We start from the raw sequence: 18,077 nt of genomic DNA on the forward strand, positions 1-18,077 counted from the left end.
TGATGACCCGCAGCCGACGCACAAAAAAAGCCCCGCATACGCGGGGCTTTATCGATCACGTGCGCGGGTCTACGCCGTGCGCGCGATCAGGCGAACGGATCCTGCAGCACCATCGTGTGCGCACGGTCCGGACCGGTGCTGACGATGCTGATCGGGCAGCCGGCCAGTTCTTCGAGCGCACGCAGGTAGGCGCGGGCGGCGGCGGGGAGCTTGTCCCACTCAGTGATGCCGTGGGTGGTTTCTTCCCAGCCCGGGAACTCGAGGTAGACCGGCGTGCACTCGTCCCAGCCGGCGGCGTCGAGCGGCGCGTACTCGGTGCGCTTGCCGCGGTACTCGTACGCGATGCAGATCTTCAGCGTCTTCATGCCGTCGAGCACGTCGAGCTTGGTGATGCACAGGCCCGAGATGCCGTTGATGGCGACGGCGCGCTTGAGCGCGACGATGTCCATCCAGCCGCAGCGGCGCGGACGGCCGGTGGAGGCGCCGTATTCCTGGCCGCGATCGCGGATGCCCTGGCCGATCTCGTCGTCGAGTTCGGTCGGGAACGGGCCGCCGCCGACGCGTGTGGCGTAGGCCTTGGCGATGCCGAGCACGTAATCGATCGCGTCCGCGCCCACGCCTGTGCCGGCAAGCGCGCCGCCGACGGTGGTATTGGAGCTGGTGACGTAGGGATAGGTGCCGTGGTCGATGTCGAGCAGTGCGCCCTGCGCACCTTCGAACAGCACGCGCTTGCCCTGCTTGCGCAGGTCGTGAAGGATGCCGGCCACGTCGGACTTCATCGGCTCGACGTACTCGCCGAACGCCAGCGCCTCATCGTAGGTCTTCTGGAAGTCGACCGCGTCGACGCCGAGATACTTGGTCAGCACGAAGTTGTGATAGTCGAGCGCGGTGCGCAGGAGTTCTTCGAGCTGCTTGGGGTAATGCAGGTCGGCGACGCGGATGCCGCGACGCGCCACCTTGTCTTCGTACGCCGGACCGATGCCGCGGCCGGTGGTGCCGATGGCCTTGCCGCCGGCGGCCTTTTCGCGGGCCTGATCGAGGGCGATGTGGTACGGCATGATCAGCGGCGTGGCCGGGCTGATCTTCAGGCGCGAACGCACTTCGACGCCGGCGGCCTCGAGCTCGCCGATTTCCTTGATCAGCGCGGCCGGGCTCAGCACGACGCCGTTGCCGATCAGGCACAGCGCGTCGTCGCGGAGGATGCCGGACGGAATGAGGTGGAGGACGGTCTTCTTGCCGCCGATCACCAGCGTATGTCCGGCGTTGTGGCCTCCCTGGAAGCGCACGACGGCGCCGATGTCCTGCGTGAGGAGGTCGACGATCTTGCCCTTGCCCTCGTCGCCCCACTGGGCGCCGATCACCACCACTGACTGACCCATCTTGATGACTCCTGTATTGCGTTGCGGCCATCGGGGCCGCAGGAAGGGACCGGCCGGCCGCGCGCGGTGATGGGCCGCTCCATCGGGGAGACGACCGCCGCACAGGGCCGGACACGGAAAAAGCCGGCAGCCCACTCATGCGAGATGGCCCGTCCGGCTTTTCCGCATTATCCGGATAACCAGTGACGGGGGCCACCTGTTTGTGGGACGTGTTCATGGTGGATCGGGGGTGGTCACGGGAGAGCCCCGGCCCTCATCCGACGCGCATGGCGCGACGGCCTCTCCCGGGGGGAGAGGCGCTGGGTCAATGCGTGTGTGGCGATCTCGATGGCCGGTCAGCCATGCGCGACCTCAGTAGCCGGCTCGTCGCGCCTGAGAGTGAAGCCATGTAGTCGGGCTTCTGAGCCCTCCCTCCTTGGGAGAGGGTTGGGGTGAGGGCAAGCTCGCGGAAACGTTTGAGATTCGGTAATCCGCTTCTTCCAACCTCAACCGACAGGCATCAATCTGCCGCCATCAACTCCGCACGAAATACAGCGCGATCAACCCCGCCGCCAGCACCCCTGCGCCGATGCGGCGCAGGGTGGAGATCGGCATCGTGAGCATCTGTTCGGCGTTGCGCTTCCAAAAGCCCGGGACGGCGAACAGGATCAGGCCTTCGAGGACGAACACCAGGCACATCGCCGCTCACAGATCCGACATCAGGCGCAGACCCTCAACGATCGCTGCGCATGTACTGCAGGAAGGGATCGTTGCGCTCGAGCACGATCACGCTGTCGCCCTTTTCGAACGCCGCGCGGTAGGCCTCGAGGCTGCGCTGGAACGCATAGAACGCGGGATCGCGGTTCGCCGCTTCGCCGTAGATGCGGGCCGCTTCGGCGTCGCCTTCACCGCGCAGGGTCTGCGCGTCGCGTTCGGCTTCGGCGAGGATCACGGTCTGCTCGCGATCGGCCTGGCCGCGGATCGCGCGCGCGCGCTCCTCACCTTCGGCGCGCAGTCGCGTGGCCACTTCCTGGCGCTCGGCGCGCATGCGGTTGTAGACCTGCTGGATCACCTGGCTGTCGGTCGGCAGATCGATCTGCTTCAGACGGATGTCGATGATGCGCATGCCCAGCGACTTCGCGGCTTCGTTGATGCCCGGCAGCTGGCGCTCGACGAACTCCGAGCGGTTGCCCGAGACCAGCTCGGTCAGCGTGCTGGCGTTGATCTCGTTACGCAGCGAGTTCTTGATGATCGGCTCGAGGCGCAGGTTGGCATCGGCCTCGTTGCCGGACGTGGCGCGATAGAACGCCGCGACGTCGCTGATGGCGACGATGGCCACGAAGTCGACGCTGACGTCCTTGCGCTCGGAGGTCAGCGAACGCTCGGGCGAGAACGCACTGGCGTTGAAGCGCCGGTCGAACACGCGCGCCGATTCGATCAGCGGCACCTTGAAGTGCAGGCCCGGGCCGATGTCGGTCCGCGCGACGCGGCCGAGGTTGAGCACCAAGGCCACCTGACCTTCGCGGACCACATACACCGAGCCCATCAGGCCCAGCAGCACGACGATGATCAGCGGAATGACGAAGTTGAGTCTCATCGGGTGGCTCCTTCACGCGGCGGACGCGGCAGGCTGCGCGCAGGCGCCGCCGGAGTCGCGTTGCTGTTGCTGTTGCCGCTGTTGCGCGTGGCCTCGACGGCCGGCGACAGCACCTCGGGCGGAATCAGCGAGGGGGCGGCCTGCCCGCCTGCGCCCTGCCCGGCCATCGGCACGTAGATCAGCTGGCGGCCATCGCCGCCCACGACCACGCGGTTCTCGGCCAGCACGCTCTGCACGGTTTCCAGCCACAGACGCTTGCGGGTCACGTCCTGCGCGCCGGCGTAGGCATCGACCAGCAGCGAGAAGCGGGTCGCGTCACCGGTGGCGCGTGCGATCTCGGCGGTCTTGTAGCCTTCGGCCTGCGAGCGGACACGCTCGGATTCACCGCGCGCCTCGGGCACGATCTTCGCCGCATACGCGCCGGCTTCCTTGACCAGCTGCTCGTTCATCTGCTGCGCGCTGTTGACGGCGTCGAACGCGTCCTTGACCTCTTCCGGCGGACGCGCGTCCTGCAGGTTGAGTTCGTTGACGAACAGGCCGGTGCGGTAGCTGTCGAGCGACGCCTGCAGCGAGGTCTGGGCCGCGGTCGAGATCGGACCACGCGCATTGAGCGCGGCGTCGAGATTCACGCGGCCGATCTGCTCGCGCACGGCGCTGAGCGCGGTCTGCTCGAGCATTTCGCGGGCGTTGCGGGTGCCGAACAAGTACTGCACGGCATCGCCGACGCGGTACTGCACGTTGAACGACACGATGACGATGTTCTCGTCGCGGGTCAGCACCGGCACGGTGTTGCTGAAGGACTGCACGGTGGTCGCGTCGACCTTGGTCACGCGCTCGACCGGCCACGGCAGCTTGAAGTTCGGACCCGGCTGCATGACGCGGGCGACCTGGCCGAAGCGGAGCACCACGCCGCGCTGGGTTTCACCCACCAGCACGAAGCAGTTGAGCAGCAGCACGATGACCACGACGACCGCGATCCAGCGCAGCGGATTGCCGCCTCCGAATCCACCGCCGAAGAGCCCGCGGAACTGGTCGAGGATGCGATCGAAACCACCGCCGCCGCCACCGCGTCCGCCACGACCACCACCGCCGGTCCGGCGTGGCGGCCACGGATTGCGCTCGCCCTTGTCTCCGGACTCCTTGCGGTCCGGAGAATCGTTGTCCTTGTTGTTGCCGGGAATGTTCCAGGCCATGCCTGCTCCAGTTCTGGGCGCGCAGCCTGCGTCGGCAGCGGCGCGGGGGTCGCATAGTCTAACCGGCTCGCGCCTGTCGCAGGCCACGCACCGGAGGTCATGCCGGGATTCCCGTGGTCGCGGCCCTGATCGCGAGCGGGCGTCCGCTCGACGCCGCATCGCGGGCAGACACGCCCCCACTGGACCTATCAGATGGTGTCGTCCTCGTCCGGAGGCAAGAGCGCGCGCAGCGGCTCGCCGTCGGCCTGCGATGCCAGACGCGCGGCGTCCGCATGGGCGAGGTCCACCTGGAGCAGCCAGCCGGACTCGTCGACGGTTTCATCGCGCACGCCTTCCAGCGCATGCAGGCGGGCGTGCAGGCGGCCGGACTCCGGCGGCAGACGCACCTCGCCGGTCACCCGGCGGATGCCGAGCCGGCGCGCGAGCGCCTGCGACAGCAGATCGAGCCCGAGTCCGTCGCGCGCGGAGATCCACACGCTCTCGCGCACGGCGTCATCGGCCAGCGCGTTCGGGTCCTGGTCGTAGCGCGGCGTCGCGCCTTCGATGCGGTCGATCTTGTTGAACACCAGCAGCTGCGGCAGATCGCCGGCGCCGATTTCGCCGAGCACCGCGTCGACCTGGGCGATGCGCTCGTTCCGCAGCGGATCGGCGGCATCGATGATGTGCAGCAGCAGATCGGCCTCGCGCGCCTCGCTCAACGTGGAGCGGAACGCGGCGACGAGTTCGTGCGGCAGGTCGCGCACGAAACCGACGGTATCGGCAAGCACGATGCTGCCGCCGGACAGATCGACGCGGCGCACGGTGGGATCGAGCGTGGCGAACAACTGGTCGGCCGCGTAGGCATCGGCGCCGGTCAGCGTGTTGAACAGCGTGGACTTGCCGGCATTCGTGTAGCCCACCAGCGCCACGCGCGGCAGCTCGCTGCGCACGCGCGCACGGCGCATCTGCGTGCGCTGCACTTCCACCTTGTCGAGGCGCGCCTGCAGCTGTTCAAGCCGCTTCTGCAACAGGCGCCTGTCGGTTTCGAGCTGGGTTTCACCCGGACCGCGCAGGCCGATCGAACCACCGCGCTGCCGTTCCAGATGGGTCCAGCCGCGGACCAGGCGCGTGGCCATGTGGCGCAGCTGCGCCAGCTCGACCTGCAGCTTGCCTTCGTGGCTGCGAGCGCGCTGGGCGAAGATGTCGAGGATCAGGCCGGTGCGGTCGACGACGCGACGCTCGAGGAATTTCTCGAGGTTGCGTTCCTGGCCCGGCGTGAGCCGGTGGTTGACCAGCACCAGATCGGCGCCGGTCGCATCAGCCGCGGCCTTGACCTCGTCGAGCTTGCCGCTGCCGAACAGCGTGGCGGCATTGGGCTTGTCGATACGGGCCGGGATGACCGCGGCGACGCGGGCACCGGCCGAGCGGGCGAGTTCCGAAAATTCTTCCAGCGCGCCTTCGTCGGCCGGGCCATGCGAATGCGGCTGGATCAGCAGCGCGTTTTCACCCTTGCGGGAGCGTTCGAACAAGTGGGTTCACACCTCGGGTCAGTCGGTCGTTTCGGGCGTCTCGTCTTCGCCCTCGCCCTCACCGGACTGGACGAACCCGCCACCCGGCGCCACGCGCACGTTGCGGGCCGGCACCACGGTCGAGATCGCGTGCTTGTAGACCATCTGGCTCACGGTGTTGCGCAGCAGCACCACGAACTGGTCGAACGATTCGATCGTGCCCTGCAGTTTGATGCCATTGACGAGGTAAATCGAGACGGGCACGCGCTCGCGGCGCAGTGCGTTCAGGAAAGGATCCTGCAAGGATTGCCCCTTGGACATGGTGTTTCCCCAGCGTAGTTGTTGTTCTGATGACCTGTTGGCCGGGTCGCCACCCGCTCCCCGGATGACGACCGGCCGATGTTACACAACCGCGATGCCGTCCGTGCGGGATCGCAGGGGTCGAATGCTGTGCGGAATCGGGGATTCGTGACGCCGGTGGTCGCCCGCTACGTGCGCAGGCGTCCACGGCTCAACCCAAGAACGCGGCGACCTCCGCATCCAGCGCGGCACGCTGCGTCGCCGGATCGAACCAGCGCGCCCCGCCGCGCCCGCGCAACCAGGTGAACTGCCGCTTGGCCAGCTGGCGGGTGGCGGCGATCCCGCGTTCCCGGAAGTCCTCGGCCGTGCCCTGCCCGTCCAGAAATTCCCAGGCCTGGCGATAGCCGACGGCGCGGATCGCCGGCAGCTCCATGGGCGTCGGGTGCGCCTGCAGCTGCGGCAATGCGCGCAGCGCACGCACCTCGTCGAGAAAGCCCGCGGCGAGCATCGCATCGAACCGGGTGGCGATGCGCGCATGCAGGGTGGCACGCTCGGGCGGCGCGATCGCCAGCGGCAGGACCTGCGCGGGAAACGGCGGTGATTCGGACGGCCGCTTCTGCCACTCGCTGATCGGCGTACCGGTCAGGCGATGCACTTCGAGCGCACGCTGGATGCGCTGCGCATCGCCGGGCTTGATGCGCGCGGCGGCTTCCGGATCGAGCGTCGCCAGGCGCGCGTGCAGTGCGGGCCAACCGATTGCCTCGGCTTCGGCGGTGATCGCGGCCCGCGTCTCGGCGTCGGCCTCCGGCATCGGTGACAGCCCGTCGAGCAGGGCCGCGAAATACAGGCCGGTGCCGCCGGCGAGAATCGGCACGCGACCACGCGACAGGATGTCCTCGACCGCGGCGCGCGCGTCGGTCGCGAACTCGGCTGCAGAGTACGTCTGCCAGGGATCGCGCAGATCGAGCATGTGATGCGGCACCCGCGCGCGCTCCGCGGCATCGGGCTTGGCCGCGCCGATGTCGAGGCCGCGGTACACCAGCGCCGAATCGACACTGACGATCTCGCCGCCGAACCGCTGCGCCCAGTCGAGCGCGAGCGCGGTCTTGCCCGACGCGGTCGGCCCCATCAGGGCGATGGCACGGGGCTTCGGTGGGGTGCTGTCCATCACGCCTGGTGTCGCCTGCTCATGCCGGTGTCCCGGTCCGGACCGTCAGCCTGGGTAATGGTCCGGACACGGAATCAGTATCCCGTTTCCTTCAGCGACAGCCGCACCTGCGCGTGCGTGGCCTGCACGTCCGCCGACGGCGCACGGCCCAGCAGGCTGACGCCAATGATCGCCGCGGTCGCCGACAGGAAGCCGGGAATCATCTCGTACAGCGCCGAGCCCATGCGGTTGACCATGATCTCCTTCCAGAAGATCACCATCAGCGCGCCGGTCACCATGCCGGCGATCGCGCCGTTGCGGGTCATGCGCTTCCAGAACAGCGCCAGCAGCAATACGGGGCCGAAGGCCGAACCGAACCCGGCCCACGCATACGACACCAGGCCGAGCACGCGGCTGTCGGGATCGCGCGCCATCCAGATCGCGAGGACCGACACCGCCAGCACGCTCGCGCGCCCCACCCACACCAGTTCACCCTGCGAGGCCTGCTTGCGGAAGAAGCCGCGATACAGGTCTTCGGACAGCACGCTGGAGCACACCAGCAGCTGGCTCGACAGCGTGCTCATTACCGCGGCGAGGATTGCGGCGAGGATGATGCCGGCCACCCACGGGTTGAACAGCAGTTCGACCAGGGTGATGAACACGCGTTCGGGATTCTCGAGGACCGGCGCGGCCAGCGACGCGTTGGTCTCGAAATAGGCGATGCCGAAGAAGCCGACCGACATCGCGCCGACCATGCACAGCAGCATCCAGCTCATGCCGATGCGGCGCGCGGTGGGAATCGTGTGCACGCTCTGCGCCGCCATGAAGCGCACGAGGATGTGCGGCTGGCCGAAATAGCCCAGCGCCCAGGCGAGCAGCGAGACGATGCCGATGAAGCCCAGATTGCCGCCGCGGAACCAGTCGAGCTGCAGCGGATCGTTGGCGCGGATCAGATCGATGCTGGCATCGAATCCGCCGGTATGCATGAAGACCAGAATCGGCGCGAGCAACAGCGCGAACAGCATCATCATGCCCTGCGCCACATCGGTCCAACTCACCGCGAGGAACCCGCCGACCAGCGTGTAGAGCACCGTGACCGACGCGCCGAGCCAGATCGCCTGGCCGTAGGTCAGGCCGAAGACGCTCTCGAACAGACGCGCGCCGGCCACGACACCCGACGCGCAGTAGATCGCGAAGAACACCAGGATCACCACCGCCGTGAACACGCGCAGGATGCGGCTGCGGTCGTCGAAGCGGTTGGTGAGGAAGTCGGGCAACGTCAGCGCGTTGCCGGTGCGCTCGGTGTAGACGCGCAAGGGACCGGCGACGAAACGCCAGTTGAGATACGCGCCCAGCAACAGGCCGACGGCGATCCACGCTTCCGACACGCCGCTTAGAAAGATCGCGCCCGGCAGACCCATCATCAGCCAGCCGCTCATGTCCGACGCACCGGCCGAGAGCGCGGTCACGCCGGGGCCGAGGCTGCGCCCGCCGATGATGTAGTCGTCGAAACTCTTGGTCCGGCGCCAGGCCACGAATCCGATCACGACCATCACCGCCAGATAGACGAGGAACATCACGATGGTCGGCGTATTGGATCTGAGCACGGGGCCTCCTGGGTCTGGCGCGATACGGAAAAACGCCGCGAAAGACGGCCGCGGCGGTGCGACAGCCTAACGCAGACCGGCAGTCGCGGCTGCCGCGTGCACCGGTGTCGCCCGCTCCGGCACGTCGACAACACCGCTGGAATCGCGTGCCCGCGCCGATGGAAAGCGCGGGTACGCGCAGTGCATCGGGTGGCACGTGGACCCGAAGCCCCGACGGACATGCCGTCGGATCAGCGGGTCACGAGATGCAGGTGGGCGGCGTCGATCCCGCGCGCCGCAGATCCGCTCAGGCGTCGTCGGGCCAGCTGATCGTCGGCTTCGGCGTGGCCGCGCGTGGTGTCGGCACCGCGTCCACCGCGCTCCATATCTTCAGCGCATCGACCGTTTCGGCGACATCGTGCACGCGCAGGATGCGGGCGCCGTTCTGCGCCGCGATGAGATGCGCGGCCACGGAACCGGCCACGCGATCGGCCGGTACGTCGCGGCCGGTCAGCTCGCCGATGCTGCGTTTGCGCGACAGACCGGCGAGCACCGGCACGCCGAGTTCGACGAAACGCGCGAGCTGCGCCAGCAGCGTCATGTTGTGCACGGTGGTCTTGCCGAACCCGAAGCCCGGATCGACGACGATATGCTTGCGCGCGATGCCGGCCATCTCGGCGGAGAAAATGCGCTCGGCGAGGAAACGATGCACCTCGCCCACGACGTCGTCGTAATCGGGCGCATCCTGCATGCCGTGCGGTTCGCCGAGCATGTGCATCAACACGATCGGCACGCCGAGCGAGGCCGCCGCGTCGAGCGCGCCCTCACGGCGCAATCCGTAGACGTCGTTAATCAGGCCCGCGCCCGCCGCGACCGCGGCGCGCATGACCTCCGGTTTGGACGTGTCGATGCTGATCGGCAGCGTCGTGCGCGCGATCAGCCCTTCGATCACCGGGATCACGCGTCGCAGTTCCTCTTCGACCGGCACCGCGTCCGCGCCGGGACGCGTGGATTCGCCGCCGATGTCGAGCACGTCGGCGCCCGCCTCCGCCAGCCGCAGACCGTGTGCGATCGCCGCGTCGGTGGTGTCGTGCGCGCCGCCGTCGGAGAACGAATCCGGCGTCACGTTGACGATACCCATCACGCGCGGACGGTCGAGCCGCAGCACGCGGCCGTTGCAGTCGAGCTGCGGCGCGGTGTCGAACATCAGCGTTCGTCCTTGCGGACGTTGTCTTCGATCGTCACCACGCGGCGGCTCATGCCGAACGCCACGCCCAGCGCGATCCCGACCGCGATACCCAGACCGAGATTGTCGAATGCCGAGCCGATCGCGACGCCGATTGCCACACCGGCGCCGATTCCGACGGGCAACAGGGGATAGCGGGTTGTCGATTTCGGTTCGGACATCGTCGGCTCCAGGTGGCGATACGTCAGCGCAGACTCTGGCGATTCGTCACCGGCATCGCAAGCGTGACGGGGCCATCAGCCCTGCGCGCGTGCGCGATGGAACGCCACGAGCGCATTCGCGTGGCCGTGCCCGATGCCATAGGTGGTCTTGAGAAACGCAACCTGTTCCATGTGCTTGCGATCCGCCACGCCGTCGAGCAGTGCGAGCCAGTGCGCCACCGGCTTGCCGTATGTCTTCTCGATCGACGGGAAGTAGGACGCGGGACCTTTCACTGTGGCGTCTGTCATGGCGCAGTCCTCGAATGGGTGCGTGCGCGCGTTGCGAACCCGGTCGATGGCGCGGGGTATCGCGGCACGCGATCCATCCTACGGCGAAGTGGCGCCGCCGGAAACGCAGAAGGCCGGGCTTGCGCCCGGCCTTCTGGAAACGTGTGCGACTCGATCAGGCCTGTTCGGCCGGACCCCCGATCGGCGGCTGCAGCGGGCGGTTGCCGCCCTTGTCGCCGCTGTCGTCGTTCTTGTTCGCGTTCGCCTTGCCCCAGCCCATCGGCGGCGGCGGATCGCGGCCTTCCATGATGGCGTCGATCTGTGGCACGTCGATGGTTTCGTACTCGAGCAGCAGCTTCGACATCGCATGCAGCTTGTCGATGTTCGCCGTCAGCAGCTCGGTCGTGCGCTCGTAGGCCTTGTCGAGGATCGTGCGCACGACCTCGTCGATGCGCCGCGCGGTGTCGTCGGAGACCGACTTGTGCTGCGTGACCGAACGGCCCAGGAACACTTCGTCGTCCTCTTCGCCATAGGCGATCGGGCCGAGCTCGTCGGACAGGCCCCACTTCGTGACCATGTTGCGGGCCATCTTGGTCGCACGCTCGATGTCGTTCGACGCGCCGGTGGTGACCTTGTCCCCGCCGAAGATCAGTTCTTCGGCCACGCGCCCGCCGTACAGCGAGCACAGCTGCGACTCGATCGCCACGCGGTTCATCGAGTACCGGTCGCCTTCGGGCAGATACATCGTGACGCCGAGGGCGCGACCGCGCGGAATGATCGTGACCTTGTAGACCGGATCGTGCTCGGGCACGAGGCGGCCGACGATCGCGTGGCCGGCCTCGTGATAGGCGGTCAGCGTCTTCTCGTCCTCGCTCATCGCCATCGAACGGCGCTCGGCGCCCATCAGGATCTTGTCGCGGGCACGGTCGAAGTGGTCCATGCGGACCTCCTTGCCGTTCTCGCGCGCGGCGAACAGCGCCGCCTCGTTGACGAGATTCGCCAGGTCCGCACCCGAGAAGCCGGGCGTACCACGGGCGACGACGAGCGGCTGCACGTCCTCGTCCAGCGGCACCTTGCGCATGTGCACTTTCAGGATCTGCTCGCGGCCCTTGACGTCCGGCAGGCCCACGACGACTTGGCGGTCGAAACGACCCGGGCGCAGCAGGGCCGGATCGAGCACGTCGGGACGGTTGGTCGCGGCGACGACGATCACACCCTCACCACCCTCGAAGCCGTCCATCTCGACCAGCAGCTGGTTGAGCGTCTGCTCGCGCTCGTCATGCCCGCCGCCGAGACCGGCGCCGCGATGACGGCCGACCGCATCGATTTCGTCGATGAAGATGATGCACGGCGCCTGCTTCTTGGCCTGCTCGAACATGTCGCGCACGCGGCTCGCGCCGACGCCGACGAACATCTCGACGAAGTCCGAACCGGAGATCGAGAAGAACGGCACCTTGGCCTCGCCGGCGATCGCCTTGGCGAGCAGCGTCTTGCCGGTACCGGGGGGGCCGACCATCAGTACGCCGCGCGGAATCTTGCCGCCGAGCTTCTGGAAGCGCGAGGGATCGCGCAGGAACTCGACCAGCTCCGACACTTCTTCCTTGGCCTCGTCGCAACCGGCGACGTCGGCGAAGGTGACCTTGGTCTGCTCTTCGTTGAGCAGCTTCGCGCGGGACTTGCCGAAGGACATCGCGCCCTTGCCGCCGCCCTGCTGCATCTGCCGCATCATGAAGAACCAGAAGCCGATGATCAGCGCCACCGGCAGCAGCTGGATCAAGATGTAACCCAGCGAGATGCCGCTCGACGGCGGTGCCTGCTCGATCGCGACGTTGTGGTTCATCAGGTCGTCGATCATGCGATCGTCGCGGCGCGGGGCGATGACCGTGCCGCTCTGGCCGCCCTTGCTCTGGAACGTGATGGTGCGCTCGTCCTCGGCGATCTTCACCGAGCCGATCTGGTCGCGACGGACCTGCTCCATGAACTGCGAGTACTGGACGTCCTGCCCGCCTGCGCCGGTTCTGGGGCTGAAGCTCTGGAAGATCACCATCAGCACGACGGCGACGACCACCCAGAGCAGCAGATTCTTGACCAGATCGTTCATGTTTCGGGGTTCTCGTGAAGAGTGCGGTGGAGCGTTTGAATCGGGGTCATGCTACTTCATCGTCGCCAGCTTGCCCTGCGCCAGCGCATAGACTTCCGGCGAACGTTGCCGCGATGCAGCCGGCTTGCGGATCGACAGCTTTGTGTAGCGCCGCCGCAGATTGCGGACGTAATCGTCGAACTCGGTGCCCTGGAACAACTTGATCAGGAACGTGCCGCCGGTGCGCAGGTGGTTGTCCGCGAAATCCATCGCCAGTTCCGCCAGATGCATGGCGCGGGGCTGGTCGACGGCATCGATTCCACTCTTGTTGGGGGCCATGTCGGACAACACAAGGTCCACCTGTTGTCCGCCCAGCGTGGATTCGAGCGACGAGAGGACCGCATCCTCGCGAAAGTCCCCGTGAAGGAACTCCACGCCGGCCAGCGTCGGCATGTCGAGGATGTCGAGCGCGATCACCCGTCCGGAGTCGCCCAGCGCCTGGCGCACCCACTGCGACCAGCCACCGGGCGCGGCGCCCAGATCGACCACGACCATGCCCGGCTTGAGCAGACGGTCGCGTTCGACCAGTTCCTCGAGCTTGTAGGCGGCGCGCGAACGCAGGCCGTCCTTCTGGGCCTTCTTCACGAAGGGATCGGAGAAATGTTCTTTCAGCCAGCGCTGGCTGCTTTTGCTGCGGGAGGCCATCAACGGCTCGAGTGCGGGACAGGTGCGTCCGGTGGCCATGATATCCTGCCGGTCGCTTTCATTTCCCCGATCGGTTCATCCATGAGTAATGCCCTGACCGCTGCCCAGACCCGTTTTCTGCGCGGCCAGGCCCATGGCATCAAGGCCATGTTGCAGGTAGGCGGCAAAGGCATCACCGATGCCCTGATCGCCGAAATCGATGCGGCGCTCGAGCATCACGAACTGATCAAGGTCAAGGTCGGCGCGTCCGATCGTGACGAACGCGACGCGATGATCGCCGACATCGCCGGACGCACTGACTCGGCCCTGGTGCAGCGCATCGGACACGTGGCCATCCTGTACCGCCAGAGCAAGGACCGCCGCCAGATCGTCCTGCCGCGGTCCTGACCGCACGATCGGCGCGGCATGCAGCTCAATCTCGAATCGCCCGATTTCGATTACGTCCTGCGCGGCGCCGACGGGCGCCTGGCGCTGGTCAACGACCGTCGCCTGACCCGCAGCTTCATCGTCGCCCCGCGCAGCCTCGTCGAGGACTGGCCAGTGACCGACGTCCGCACGCTCGACGTCGATGCCCTCGCCCCGGTGCTGGCACTGGAGCCGGAAGTCGTCCTGCTCGGCACCGGTGAGACCCAGGGCTTCCCGCCACCGGCGACGATGGCCGCGTGCCTGTCACGCGGCATCGGCCTGGAAGCCATGACCAATGCCGCAGCGGCGCGCACCTTCAATGTGCTGGCCGGTGAGGGGCGTCGGGTGGTGGCGGCGTTCGTGCTGGCCGGCGCTGCGGCATCCGCAGACGCGTAAGCGTCTTCTGGCGCACGGCCTGCGTTCTGCGATGACTGGGCGACGATCGCCCCCGCTCTTCCGCACGCAGTTCTGATCGCGGGGCGCTGAAACAGCCGAGCTGAGCATCCGCCATCGTCCAAGCGATGCTGAAAGAACTTTTCAACAGCCGTACGGCTTTTCACCCATTCTGATGTCCGCGACTCCGCAGGCCGGCGAGAACCAGAATGGGCCTCAGCCTCCGCTGGGGCGACGGGTCGAAGACCTCTGCGGTCTGACCGTCAGCTCACGCGATAGATCAACGCGCCGGCAGATACGTCAGCGGATCGACCGGCTTGCCGTTGTAGCGGATCTCGAAATGCAGCATGTCGCGGGCGGCGCCCGTGCGACCGAGTTCGGCGATCTGCTGGCCGGCGCGGACGCGCTCGCCTTCGTTGACCTTGCGGCTGCGGTTGTGGCCGTAGGCGGTGAGCCACTGTTCGTCGTGCTTGACGATGATCAGTTCACCGTAGCCGACCAGGCCTGCGCCCGAATACACCACCACGCCGTCGGCGGCCGCATTGACCGCCTGGCCGGAAGTGCCGGCGATGTCGACGCCCTGCTTCGTTGGATCGTTGCCGACGTAGCGGCCGACGATCTGGCCGTCGGTCGGCCATTGCCAGCGGAACGGGCTGCGCACCGGCGCGGCGACAGGCGCCTGGGGTGTGCTCTGCGTGGGTCGGACGGCCGGACGCTGCGCGGTCGCGCTGCCCGAACTCGCGGGGCGTGCCGGCGGCGCACTGCCGCTGCCGGGATACAGGCGTAGGCGCTGGCCGGGATAGATCGTATACGGCGCACGGATGTTGTTCCACGTCGCCAGATCGAGTGCGCTGATGCCGTTGCTGGTCGCGAGCCGGTAGAGGGTGTCGCCACGTTGCACGGTGACCGATTGGCCGGGCCGGGGCGTCGAGGTCGGCGCGCTGCTGCCGCCCTCGCGAACCACCGTGCTGGTGCCGCAGGCCGACAACAGTCCCACTGCGAGCAACACCGACAGCTTCCTCATCCACGCATCTCCAGCCAGACCAGTCCAACGATCACCAGACCCACCATCAACCAGCCGAGCCATTCGATGTAGCGCTTGAGCATCGGCTCGAACTTCGGGCCGCCCCACGCCATCAGGCCGGCGACGAGGAAGAACCGTGCGCCGCGTCCGAGCAGCGAGCCGACGAGGAACGGTAGCAGGCCGACACCGAGCGAACCCGACGCGATCGTGAACACCTTGTACGGAATCGGGGTGAATGCCGCGATGAACACGAACAGCAGCCCGTGTTCGACGAACAGCGCCTGGATGTTCTCGAACGCCGGCTGCCAGCCCATGCGCACGATCCACGGCCACACCAGGTCCAGCGCGAAATGACCGATGACGTAGCCCAGCAGCCCGCCGGCGACCGAGCCCAGCGTGCACAGCAGCGCATAGCGCCACCACGACTTCGGCTTGGCCAGCGACATCGGCGCGAGCATGACGTCCGGCGGAATCGGGAAGACGACCGATTCGGCGGCGCTCATTAGGGTGAGGTAACGCGGTGCGTGACGGTGGCGGGCCCACGCGAGCGTGGTCTCGTACATCCTTGCAAACAGCTGCATCAGTCCACGTATCCAGACAACAACGGTACGAACGCGACGGCGGCGACATCCTGCTGCTCGATCCGGCCGTCGGCGTGCTTGCGCAGGACCAGCAGACGTTGCGAACCCGGTGCGCCGACCGGTGCGACCAGCGTGCCGCCGGGGGCGAGCTGCTGGGTCAGGGCTTCGACCAGCGCAGGGCCGGCCGCGGTGACGATGATGCCGTCGAACGGACCGTTCTCCGGCCAGCCGATGCGGCCGTCGTCGTGCTTGCTGCGGACGTTGAGGCCGAGCGAACGGAAACGCTTGCGCGCGATGCGCAGCAGTTCGCCGATGCGCTCGACGGTGTGCACCTCGATGCCGAGCGCGGCGAGGATCGTCGCTTGGTAACCGGAGCCGGTGCCGACTTCGAGCACCCTGCCCGGCATGCCGTTCGCGAGCAGCGCTTCGGTCATGCGCGCGACCACCCAGGGCTGCGAAATCGTCTGCCCATGGCCGATCGGCAGCGCGGTGTCCTCGTAGGCGCGCGTGGCCAGCGCCTCGTCGACGAACAGGTGTCGCGGCACGGTGCGGATCGCGTTAAGCACGCGCTCGTCGGAAATGCCGCCACCGGGATGCGCGCCATCGCGCAGACGTTCGATCAGGCGGTCGCGCACGCGTTGCGAGGTCATCCCGACGCCGACCGCTTCGGGCTGCAGGCGCATCCGCGCCGTCACGCCTGGGTCGCCTTGAGGTCCGCTTGGAGCCCGCCGACCCAACTGGCGACGTGCTCGAGCGCCTGGTAGCGCGTGAGGTCGACATGGATCGGCGTGATCGCGATGCGCTGCGTGCGCACGGCGTGGAAATCGGTGCCGGGACCGGCGTCCTGCTCGGGACCGGCCGCGCCGATCCACCACCAGGTGCGGCCACGCGGATCGTCGATCGACGTGCACGGCTCGGCGCGGTGGCGATTACCCAGGCGGGTGACCTCGAAACCGGCGAGGTCGTCCCACGGCACGTCCGGCACGTTGACGTTGAGGATCGTGTCGGCGGGCAGCGGATCGGCCTTCAGACGCGCGACGATCTCGACGGCGGCGCGCGCGGCGGTCTCGTAATGCTTGCCGTCGTGGTTGCGCGTGACCAGCGACATCGCGACCGCGGGCAGACCGAGAAAGCGGCCTTCCATTGCGGCGGCGACCGTGCCGGAATAGATCACGTCGTCGCCGAGATTCGCGGTGTTGTTGATGCCCGAGACCACGATGTCGGGTTCGAGTTCCAACAGACCGGTGATCGCGACATGCACGCAATCGGTCGGCGTGCCGTGCACGCGCCAGGTGCAGGCATCGACCTGCACGGTGCGCAGCGGCATGTCGAGCGTGAGCGAGTTGCTCGCGCCGGAACGATCGCGATCGGGTGCGACGACGAGCACCTCGTGGCCGGCATCACGCAGACCCTGGGCGAGAATCCGGATGCCGGGGGCGTCGACGCCGTCGTCGTTGCTGACCAGTACGCGCATGGATCGTTCTAGAGGCCCCGAGCCGTCGGACAAGGCGGCCATGATACCGGATGCATCCCCCCCACCCCAGTTCGGATGCCGCGGAAGACTGCACGCGGACACGCACGCCGCTACGCTAGCGGCATGCAACGAGGACGCCACCGCCCCGATCCGCCTGCAGCGCCGTCCGATGACGACGACGATGCCGCGCTCTTCCGCAGTGCAATCGGCCCGGTCCGCGAACTGCCTGCCGCGCCATTGCCGCCGCAGGCGCCGAAACCGCGCCCGTCGACGCGCATGGCCGAACGCGACGACGCGGAAGCACGCAGCGAGTTCAGGCAATTGCTGGACGGCCCGCTGCTGGGCGGCGGCGACACGATGCAATACCGCCGCGACGAGATTTCGCCGCGCGTGCTGAAGCGACTCGGACGCGGCGAATACGCTGCGCAGGAAGAACTCGACCTGCACCACAGCGATGCGCACCAGGCAAGCGCATTGCTGCGCCTGTTCCTGCGCGATGCGATCGATGCCGGCGTGGGGTGCGTGCGCGTGATCCACGGCAAGGGCCTGAACTCGTCCCCCGATGCGCCGATCCTCAAGAACCTCGTCGATCGACTTTTGCGGCAGCGCGCCGACGTGCTTGCGTTCCACAGCGCGCCCGGCGGCCAGGGCGGCGCCGGCGCCGTGCTGGTGCTGCTGCGTCCCCGGCAGCGCTGAGCGCGCCACGCGTGATCCCGCGCGACACGTCCCGGCTGAAAGTCACCGCGATCGCGCTGGGCGTCCTCGCCTGGCTGATCCCCGTCCTCGCCCAAGCGTGGATGTGGCTGCAGTTTTCGCCCGGTGCGCCATCGCTGGGCCTGCTCTGGATGGTCGCGACGTTCGGATCGCTGCTGCCTGCGTGCGCGCTGTCGATGCTCGGCGTCTGGCGGTGGCATCGCGCCGATCGCGCTGCGCGCATGCGTCCGCGTGCGCGACGCATCGGCTTTACCTTGATCGCGATGCCTGCCTGCATCGTGGCGCTGCTCGGCGTCCATGTCGTCGCGAGCATCGTGATGGAACGCCTGACGATTTCGCCTGCCGCGTGATGCCAGGCG

General features: G+C 67.7%; 21 protein-coding genes. 4 read left to right on the plus strand and 17 right to left on the minus strand.

Annotated features, from left to right (window positions below; genetic code table 11):
* Positions 1-86 precede the first annotated feature (86 nt).
* From AC3A5T_RS12880 to rlmE, 13 genes are all read right to left on the minus strand, one after another.
* Positions 87-1,379 (minus strand): adenylosuccinate synthase, encoded by a 1,293-nt coding sequence (locus tag AC3A5T_RS12880; RefSeq protein WP_487628913.1) that lies wholly within the window; start codon positions 1,377-1,379, stop codon positions 87-89.
* 513 nt (positions 1,380-1,892) lie between these two features.
* Positions 1,893-2,057 carry a DUF2065 domain-containing protein gene (locus AC3A5T_RS12885; RefSeq protein ID WP_487628914.1) on the minus strand — a complete coding sequence of 55 codons (165 nt, stop codon included), beginning with the start codon at positions 2,055-2,057 and terminating at the stop codon, positions 1,893-1,895.
* A gap of 34 nt (positions 2,058-2,091) precedes the next feature.
* Complete coding sequence (hflC, locus tag AC3A5T_RS12890; protein WP_332077541.1) at positions 2,092-2,955, minus strand: protease modulator HflC; 864 nt, start codon at positions 2,953-2,955, stop codon at positions 2,092-2,094.
* Positions 2,952-4,148, minus strand: coding sequence for an FtsH protease activity modulator HflK (gene hflK / locus AC3A5T_RS12895; protein ID WP_487628915.1), 1,197 nt, complete (start codon positions 4,146-4,148; stop codon positions 2,952-2,954). Before hflK ends, hflC begins: the two co-directional genes overlap by 4 nt.
* A 188-nt stretch (positions 4,149-4,336) precedes the next feature.
* The gene (gene hflX, locus AC3A5T_RS12900) at positions 4,337-5,656 is read right to left on the minus strand and encodes a ribosome rescue GTPase HflX (protein WP_487628916.1); all 1,320 of its coding nucleotides are present in this window, start codon (positions 5,654-5,656) and stop codon (positions 4,337-4,339) included.
* A gap of 18 nt (positions 5,657-5,674) precedes the next feature.
* On the minus strand, positions 5,675-5,956 hold the full coding sequence (gene hfq, locus AC3A5T_RS12905; RefSeq protein ID WP_232138131.1) for an RNA chaperone Hfq: 282 nt from the start codon (positions 5,954-5,956) through the stop codon (positions 5,675-5,677).
* Positions 5,957-6,146: 190 nt separating this feature from the next.
* Positions 6,147-7,103 carry a tRNA (adenosine(37)-N6)-dimethylallyltransferase MiaA gene (miaA, locus tag AC3A5T_RS12910; RefSeq protein WP_487628917.1) on the minus strand — a complete coding sequence of 319 codons (957 nt, stop codon included), beginning with the start codon at positions 7,101-7,103 and terminating at the stop codon, positions 6,147-6,149.
* A gap of 74 nt (positions 7,104-7,177) precedes the next feature.
* Positions 7,178-8,689: a sodium/proline symporter PutP gene (gene putP, locus AC3A5T_RS12915; protein ID WP_487628918.1), complete on the minus strand. Its 1,512-nt coding sequence runs from the start codon at positions 8,687-8,689 to the stop codon at positions 7,178-7,180.
* A gap of 286 nt (positions 8,690-8,975) precedes the next feature.
* The gene (folP, locus tag AC3A5T_RS12920; protein WP_487628919.1) at positions 8,976-9,875 is read right to left on the minus strand and encodes a dihydropteroate synthase; all 900 of its coding nucleotides are present in this window, start codon (positions 9,873-9,875) and stop codon (positions 8,976-8,978) included.
* Complete coding sequence (locus tag AC3A5T_RS12925) at positions 9,875-10,075, minus strand: glycine zipper domain-containing protein (protein ID WP_487628920.1); 201 nt, start codon at positions 10,073-10,075, stop codon at positions 9,875-9,877. The genes folP and AC3A5T_RS12925 overlap by 1 nt, the downstream gene beginning before the upstream one ends.
* A gap of 75 nt (positions 10,076-10,150) precedes the next feature.
* The gene (locus tag AC3A5T_RS12930; protein ID WP_487628921.1) at positions 10,151-10,363 is read right to left on the minus strand and encodes a DUF4287 domain-containing protein; all 213 of its coding nucleotides are present in this window, start codon (positions 10,361-10,363) and stop codon (positions 10,151-10,153) included.
* 154 nt (positions 10,364-10,517) lie between these two features.
* A complete protein-coding gene (gene ftsH / locus AC3A5T_RS12935; RefSeq protein WP_332077549.1) occupies positions 10,518-12,443 on the minus strand; it encodes an ATP-dependent zinc metalloprotease FtsH in 1,926 nt (641 codons plus the stop codon).
* Positions 12,444-12,494: 51 nt separating this feature from the next.
* Entirely contained in the window at positions 12,495-13,127 is a 633-nt protein-coding gene (gene rlmE, locus AC3A5T_RS12940; RefSeq protein WP_332077550.1) for a 23S rRNA (uridine(2552)-2'-O)-methyltransferase RlmE, read from the minus strand.
* 81 nt (positions 13,128-13,208) lie between these two features.
* Between rlmE and yhbY the strand changes: the two genes are divergently transcribed.
* A complete protein-coding gene (gene yhbY / locus AC3A5T_RS12945; RefSeq protein ID WP_332077728.1) occupies positions 13,209-13,514 on the plus strand; it encodes a ribosome assembly RNA-binding protein YhbY in 306 nt (101 codons plus the stop codon).
* Between the two features lie 18 nt (positions 13,515-13,532).
* Positions 13,533-13,928 carry an Mth938-like domain-containing protein gene (locus AC3A5T_RS12950; protein WP_487628922.1) on the plus strand — a complete coding sequence of 132 codons (396 nt, stop codon included), beginning with the start codon at positions 13,533-13,535 and terminating at the stop codon, positions 13,926-13,928.
* A gap of 277 nt (positions 13,929-14,205) precedes the next feature.
* Here AC3A5T_RS12950 and AC3A5T_RS12955 read toward each other — a convergent pair whose 3' ends face one another.
* From AC3A5T_RS12955 to surE, 4 genes are read right to left on the minus strand one after another with little or no spacing between them, the layout of a single operon-like run.
* Positions 14,206-14,949: a peptidoglycan DD-metalloendopeptidase family protein gene (locus AC3A5T_RS12955; RefSeq protein WP_487628923.1), complete on the minus strand. Its 744-nt coding sequence runs from the start codon at positions 14,947-14,949 to the stop codon at positions 14,206-14,208.
* Complete coding sequence (locus AC3A5T_RS12960) at positions 14,946-15,530, minus strand: YqaA family protein (RefSeq protein WP_487628924.1); 585 nt, start codon at positions 15,528-15,530, stop codon at positions 14,946-14,948. Before AC3A5T_RS12960 ends, AC3A5T_RS12955 begins: the two co-directional genes overlap by 4 nt.
* Positions 15,530-16,225: a protein-L-isoaspartate(D-aspartate) O-methyltransferase gene (locus AC3A5T_RS12965; RefSeq protein ID WP_487628925.1), complete on the minus strand. Its 696-nt coding sequence runs from the start codon at positions 16,223-16,225 to the stop codon at positions 15,530-15,532. The genes AC3A5T_RS12960 and AC3A5T_RS12965 overlap by 1 nt, the downstream gene beginning before the upstream one ends.
* Positions 16,222-17,004, minus strand: coding sequence for a 5'/3'-nucleotidase SurE (surE, locus tag AC3A5T_RS12970; protein ID WP_487628926.1), 783 nt, complete (start codon positions 17,002-17,004; stop codon positions 16,222-16,224). Before surE ends, AC3A5T_RS12965 begins: the two co-directional genes overlap by 4 nt.
* 123 nt (positions 17,005-17,127) lie before the next feature.
* Here surE and AC3A5T_RS12975 point away from each other — a divergent pair, with 123 nt between their 5' ends.
* Positions 17,128-17,700 (plus strand): Smr/MutS family protein, encoded by a 573-nt coding sequence (locus AC3A5T_RS12975; RefSeq protein ID WP_487628927.1) that lies wholly within the window; start codon positions 17,128-17,130, stop codon positions 17,698-17,700.
* Positions 17,701-17,711: 11 nt separating this feature from the next.
* Positions 17,712-18,068: a hypothetical protein gene (locus AC3A5T_RS12980; RefSeq protein ID WP_487628928.1), complete on the plus strand. Its 357-nt coding sequence runs from the start codon at positions 17,712-17,714 to the stop codon at positions 18,066-18,068.
* Positions 18,069-18,077: the final 9 nt, after the last annotated feature.

The organism is Luteimonas sp. Soil_C_16 (genome assembly GCF_057657295.1).

Bases quoted from the DNA above. Each gene is read 5' to 3' on its own strand.
- AC3A5T_RS12880 (WP_487628913.1), bottom strand. From the start codon at position 1,379: ATGGGTCAGTCAGTGGTGGTGATCGGCGCCCAGTGGGGCGACGAGGGC.
- AC3A5T_RS12885 (WP_487628914.1), bottom strand. From the start codon at position 2,057: ATGTGCCTGGTGTTCGTCCTCGAAGGCCTGATCCTGTTCGCCGTCCCG.
- hflC (WP_332077541.1), bottom strand. From the start codon at position 2,955: ATGAGACTCAACTTCGTCATTCCGCTGATCATCGTCGTGCTGCTGGGC.
- hflK (WP_487628915.1), bottom strand. From the start codon at position 4,148: ATGGCCTGGAACATTCCCGGCAACAACAAGGACAACGATTCTCCGGAC.
- hfq (WP_232138131.1), bottom strand. From the start codon at position 5,956: ATGTCCAAGGGGCAATCCTTGCAGGATCCTTTCCTGAACGCACTGCGC.
- miaA (WP_487628917.1), bottom strand. From the start codon at position 7,103: ATGGACAGCACCCCACCGAAGCCCCGTGCCATCGCCCTGATGGGGCCG.
- folP (WP_487628919.1), bottom strand. From the start codon at position 9,875: ATGTTCGACACCGCGCCGCAGCTCGACTGCAACGGCCGCGTGCTGCGG.
- AC3A5T_RS12925 (WP_487628920.1), bottom strand. From the start codon at position 10,075: ATGTCCGAACCGAAATCGACAACCCGCTATCCCCTGTTGCCCGTCGGA.
- AC3A5T_RS12930 (WP_487628921.1), bottom strand. From the start codon at position 10,363: ATGACAGACGCCACAGTGAAAGGTCCCGCGTCCTACTTCCCGTCGATC.
- ftsH (WP_332077549.1), bottom strand. From the start codon at position 12,443: ATGAACGATCTGGTCAAGAATCTGCTGCTCTGGGTGGTCGTCGCCGTC.
- rlmE (WP_332077550.1), bottom strand. From the start codon at position 13,127: ATGGCCTCCCGCAGCAAAAGCAGCCAGCGCTGGCTGAAAGAACATTTC.
- yhbY (WP_332077728.1), top strand. From the start codon at position 13,209: ATGAGTAATGCCCTGACCGCTGCCCAGACCCGTTTTCTGCGCGGCCAG.
- AC3A5T_RS12950 (WP_487628922.1), top strand. From the start codon at position 13,533: ATGCAGCTCAATCTCGAATCGCCCGATTTCGATTACGTCCTGCGCGGC.
- AC3A5T_RS12955 (WP_487628923.1), bottom strand. From the start codon at position 14,949: ATGAGGAAGCTGTCGGTGTTGCTCGCAGTGGGACTGTTGTCGGCCTGC.
- AC3A5T_RS12960 (WP_487628924.1), bottom strand. From the start codon at position 15,530: ATGCAGCTGTTTGCAAGGATGTACGAGACCACGCTCGCGTGGGCCCGC.
- surE (WP_487628926.1), bottom strand. From the start codon at position 17,004: ATGCGCGTACTGGTCAGCAACGACGACGGCGTCGACGCCCCCGGCATC.
- AC3A5T_RS12975 (WP_487628927.1), top strand. From the start codon at position 17,128: ATGCAACGAGGACGCCACCGCCCCGATCCGCCTGCAGCGCCGTCCGAT.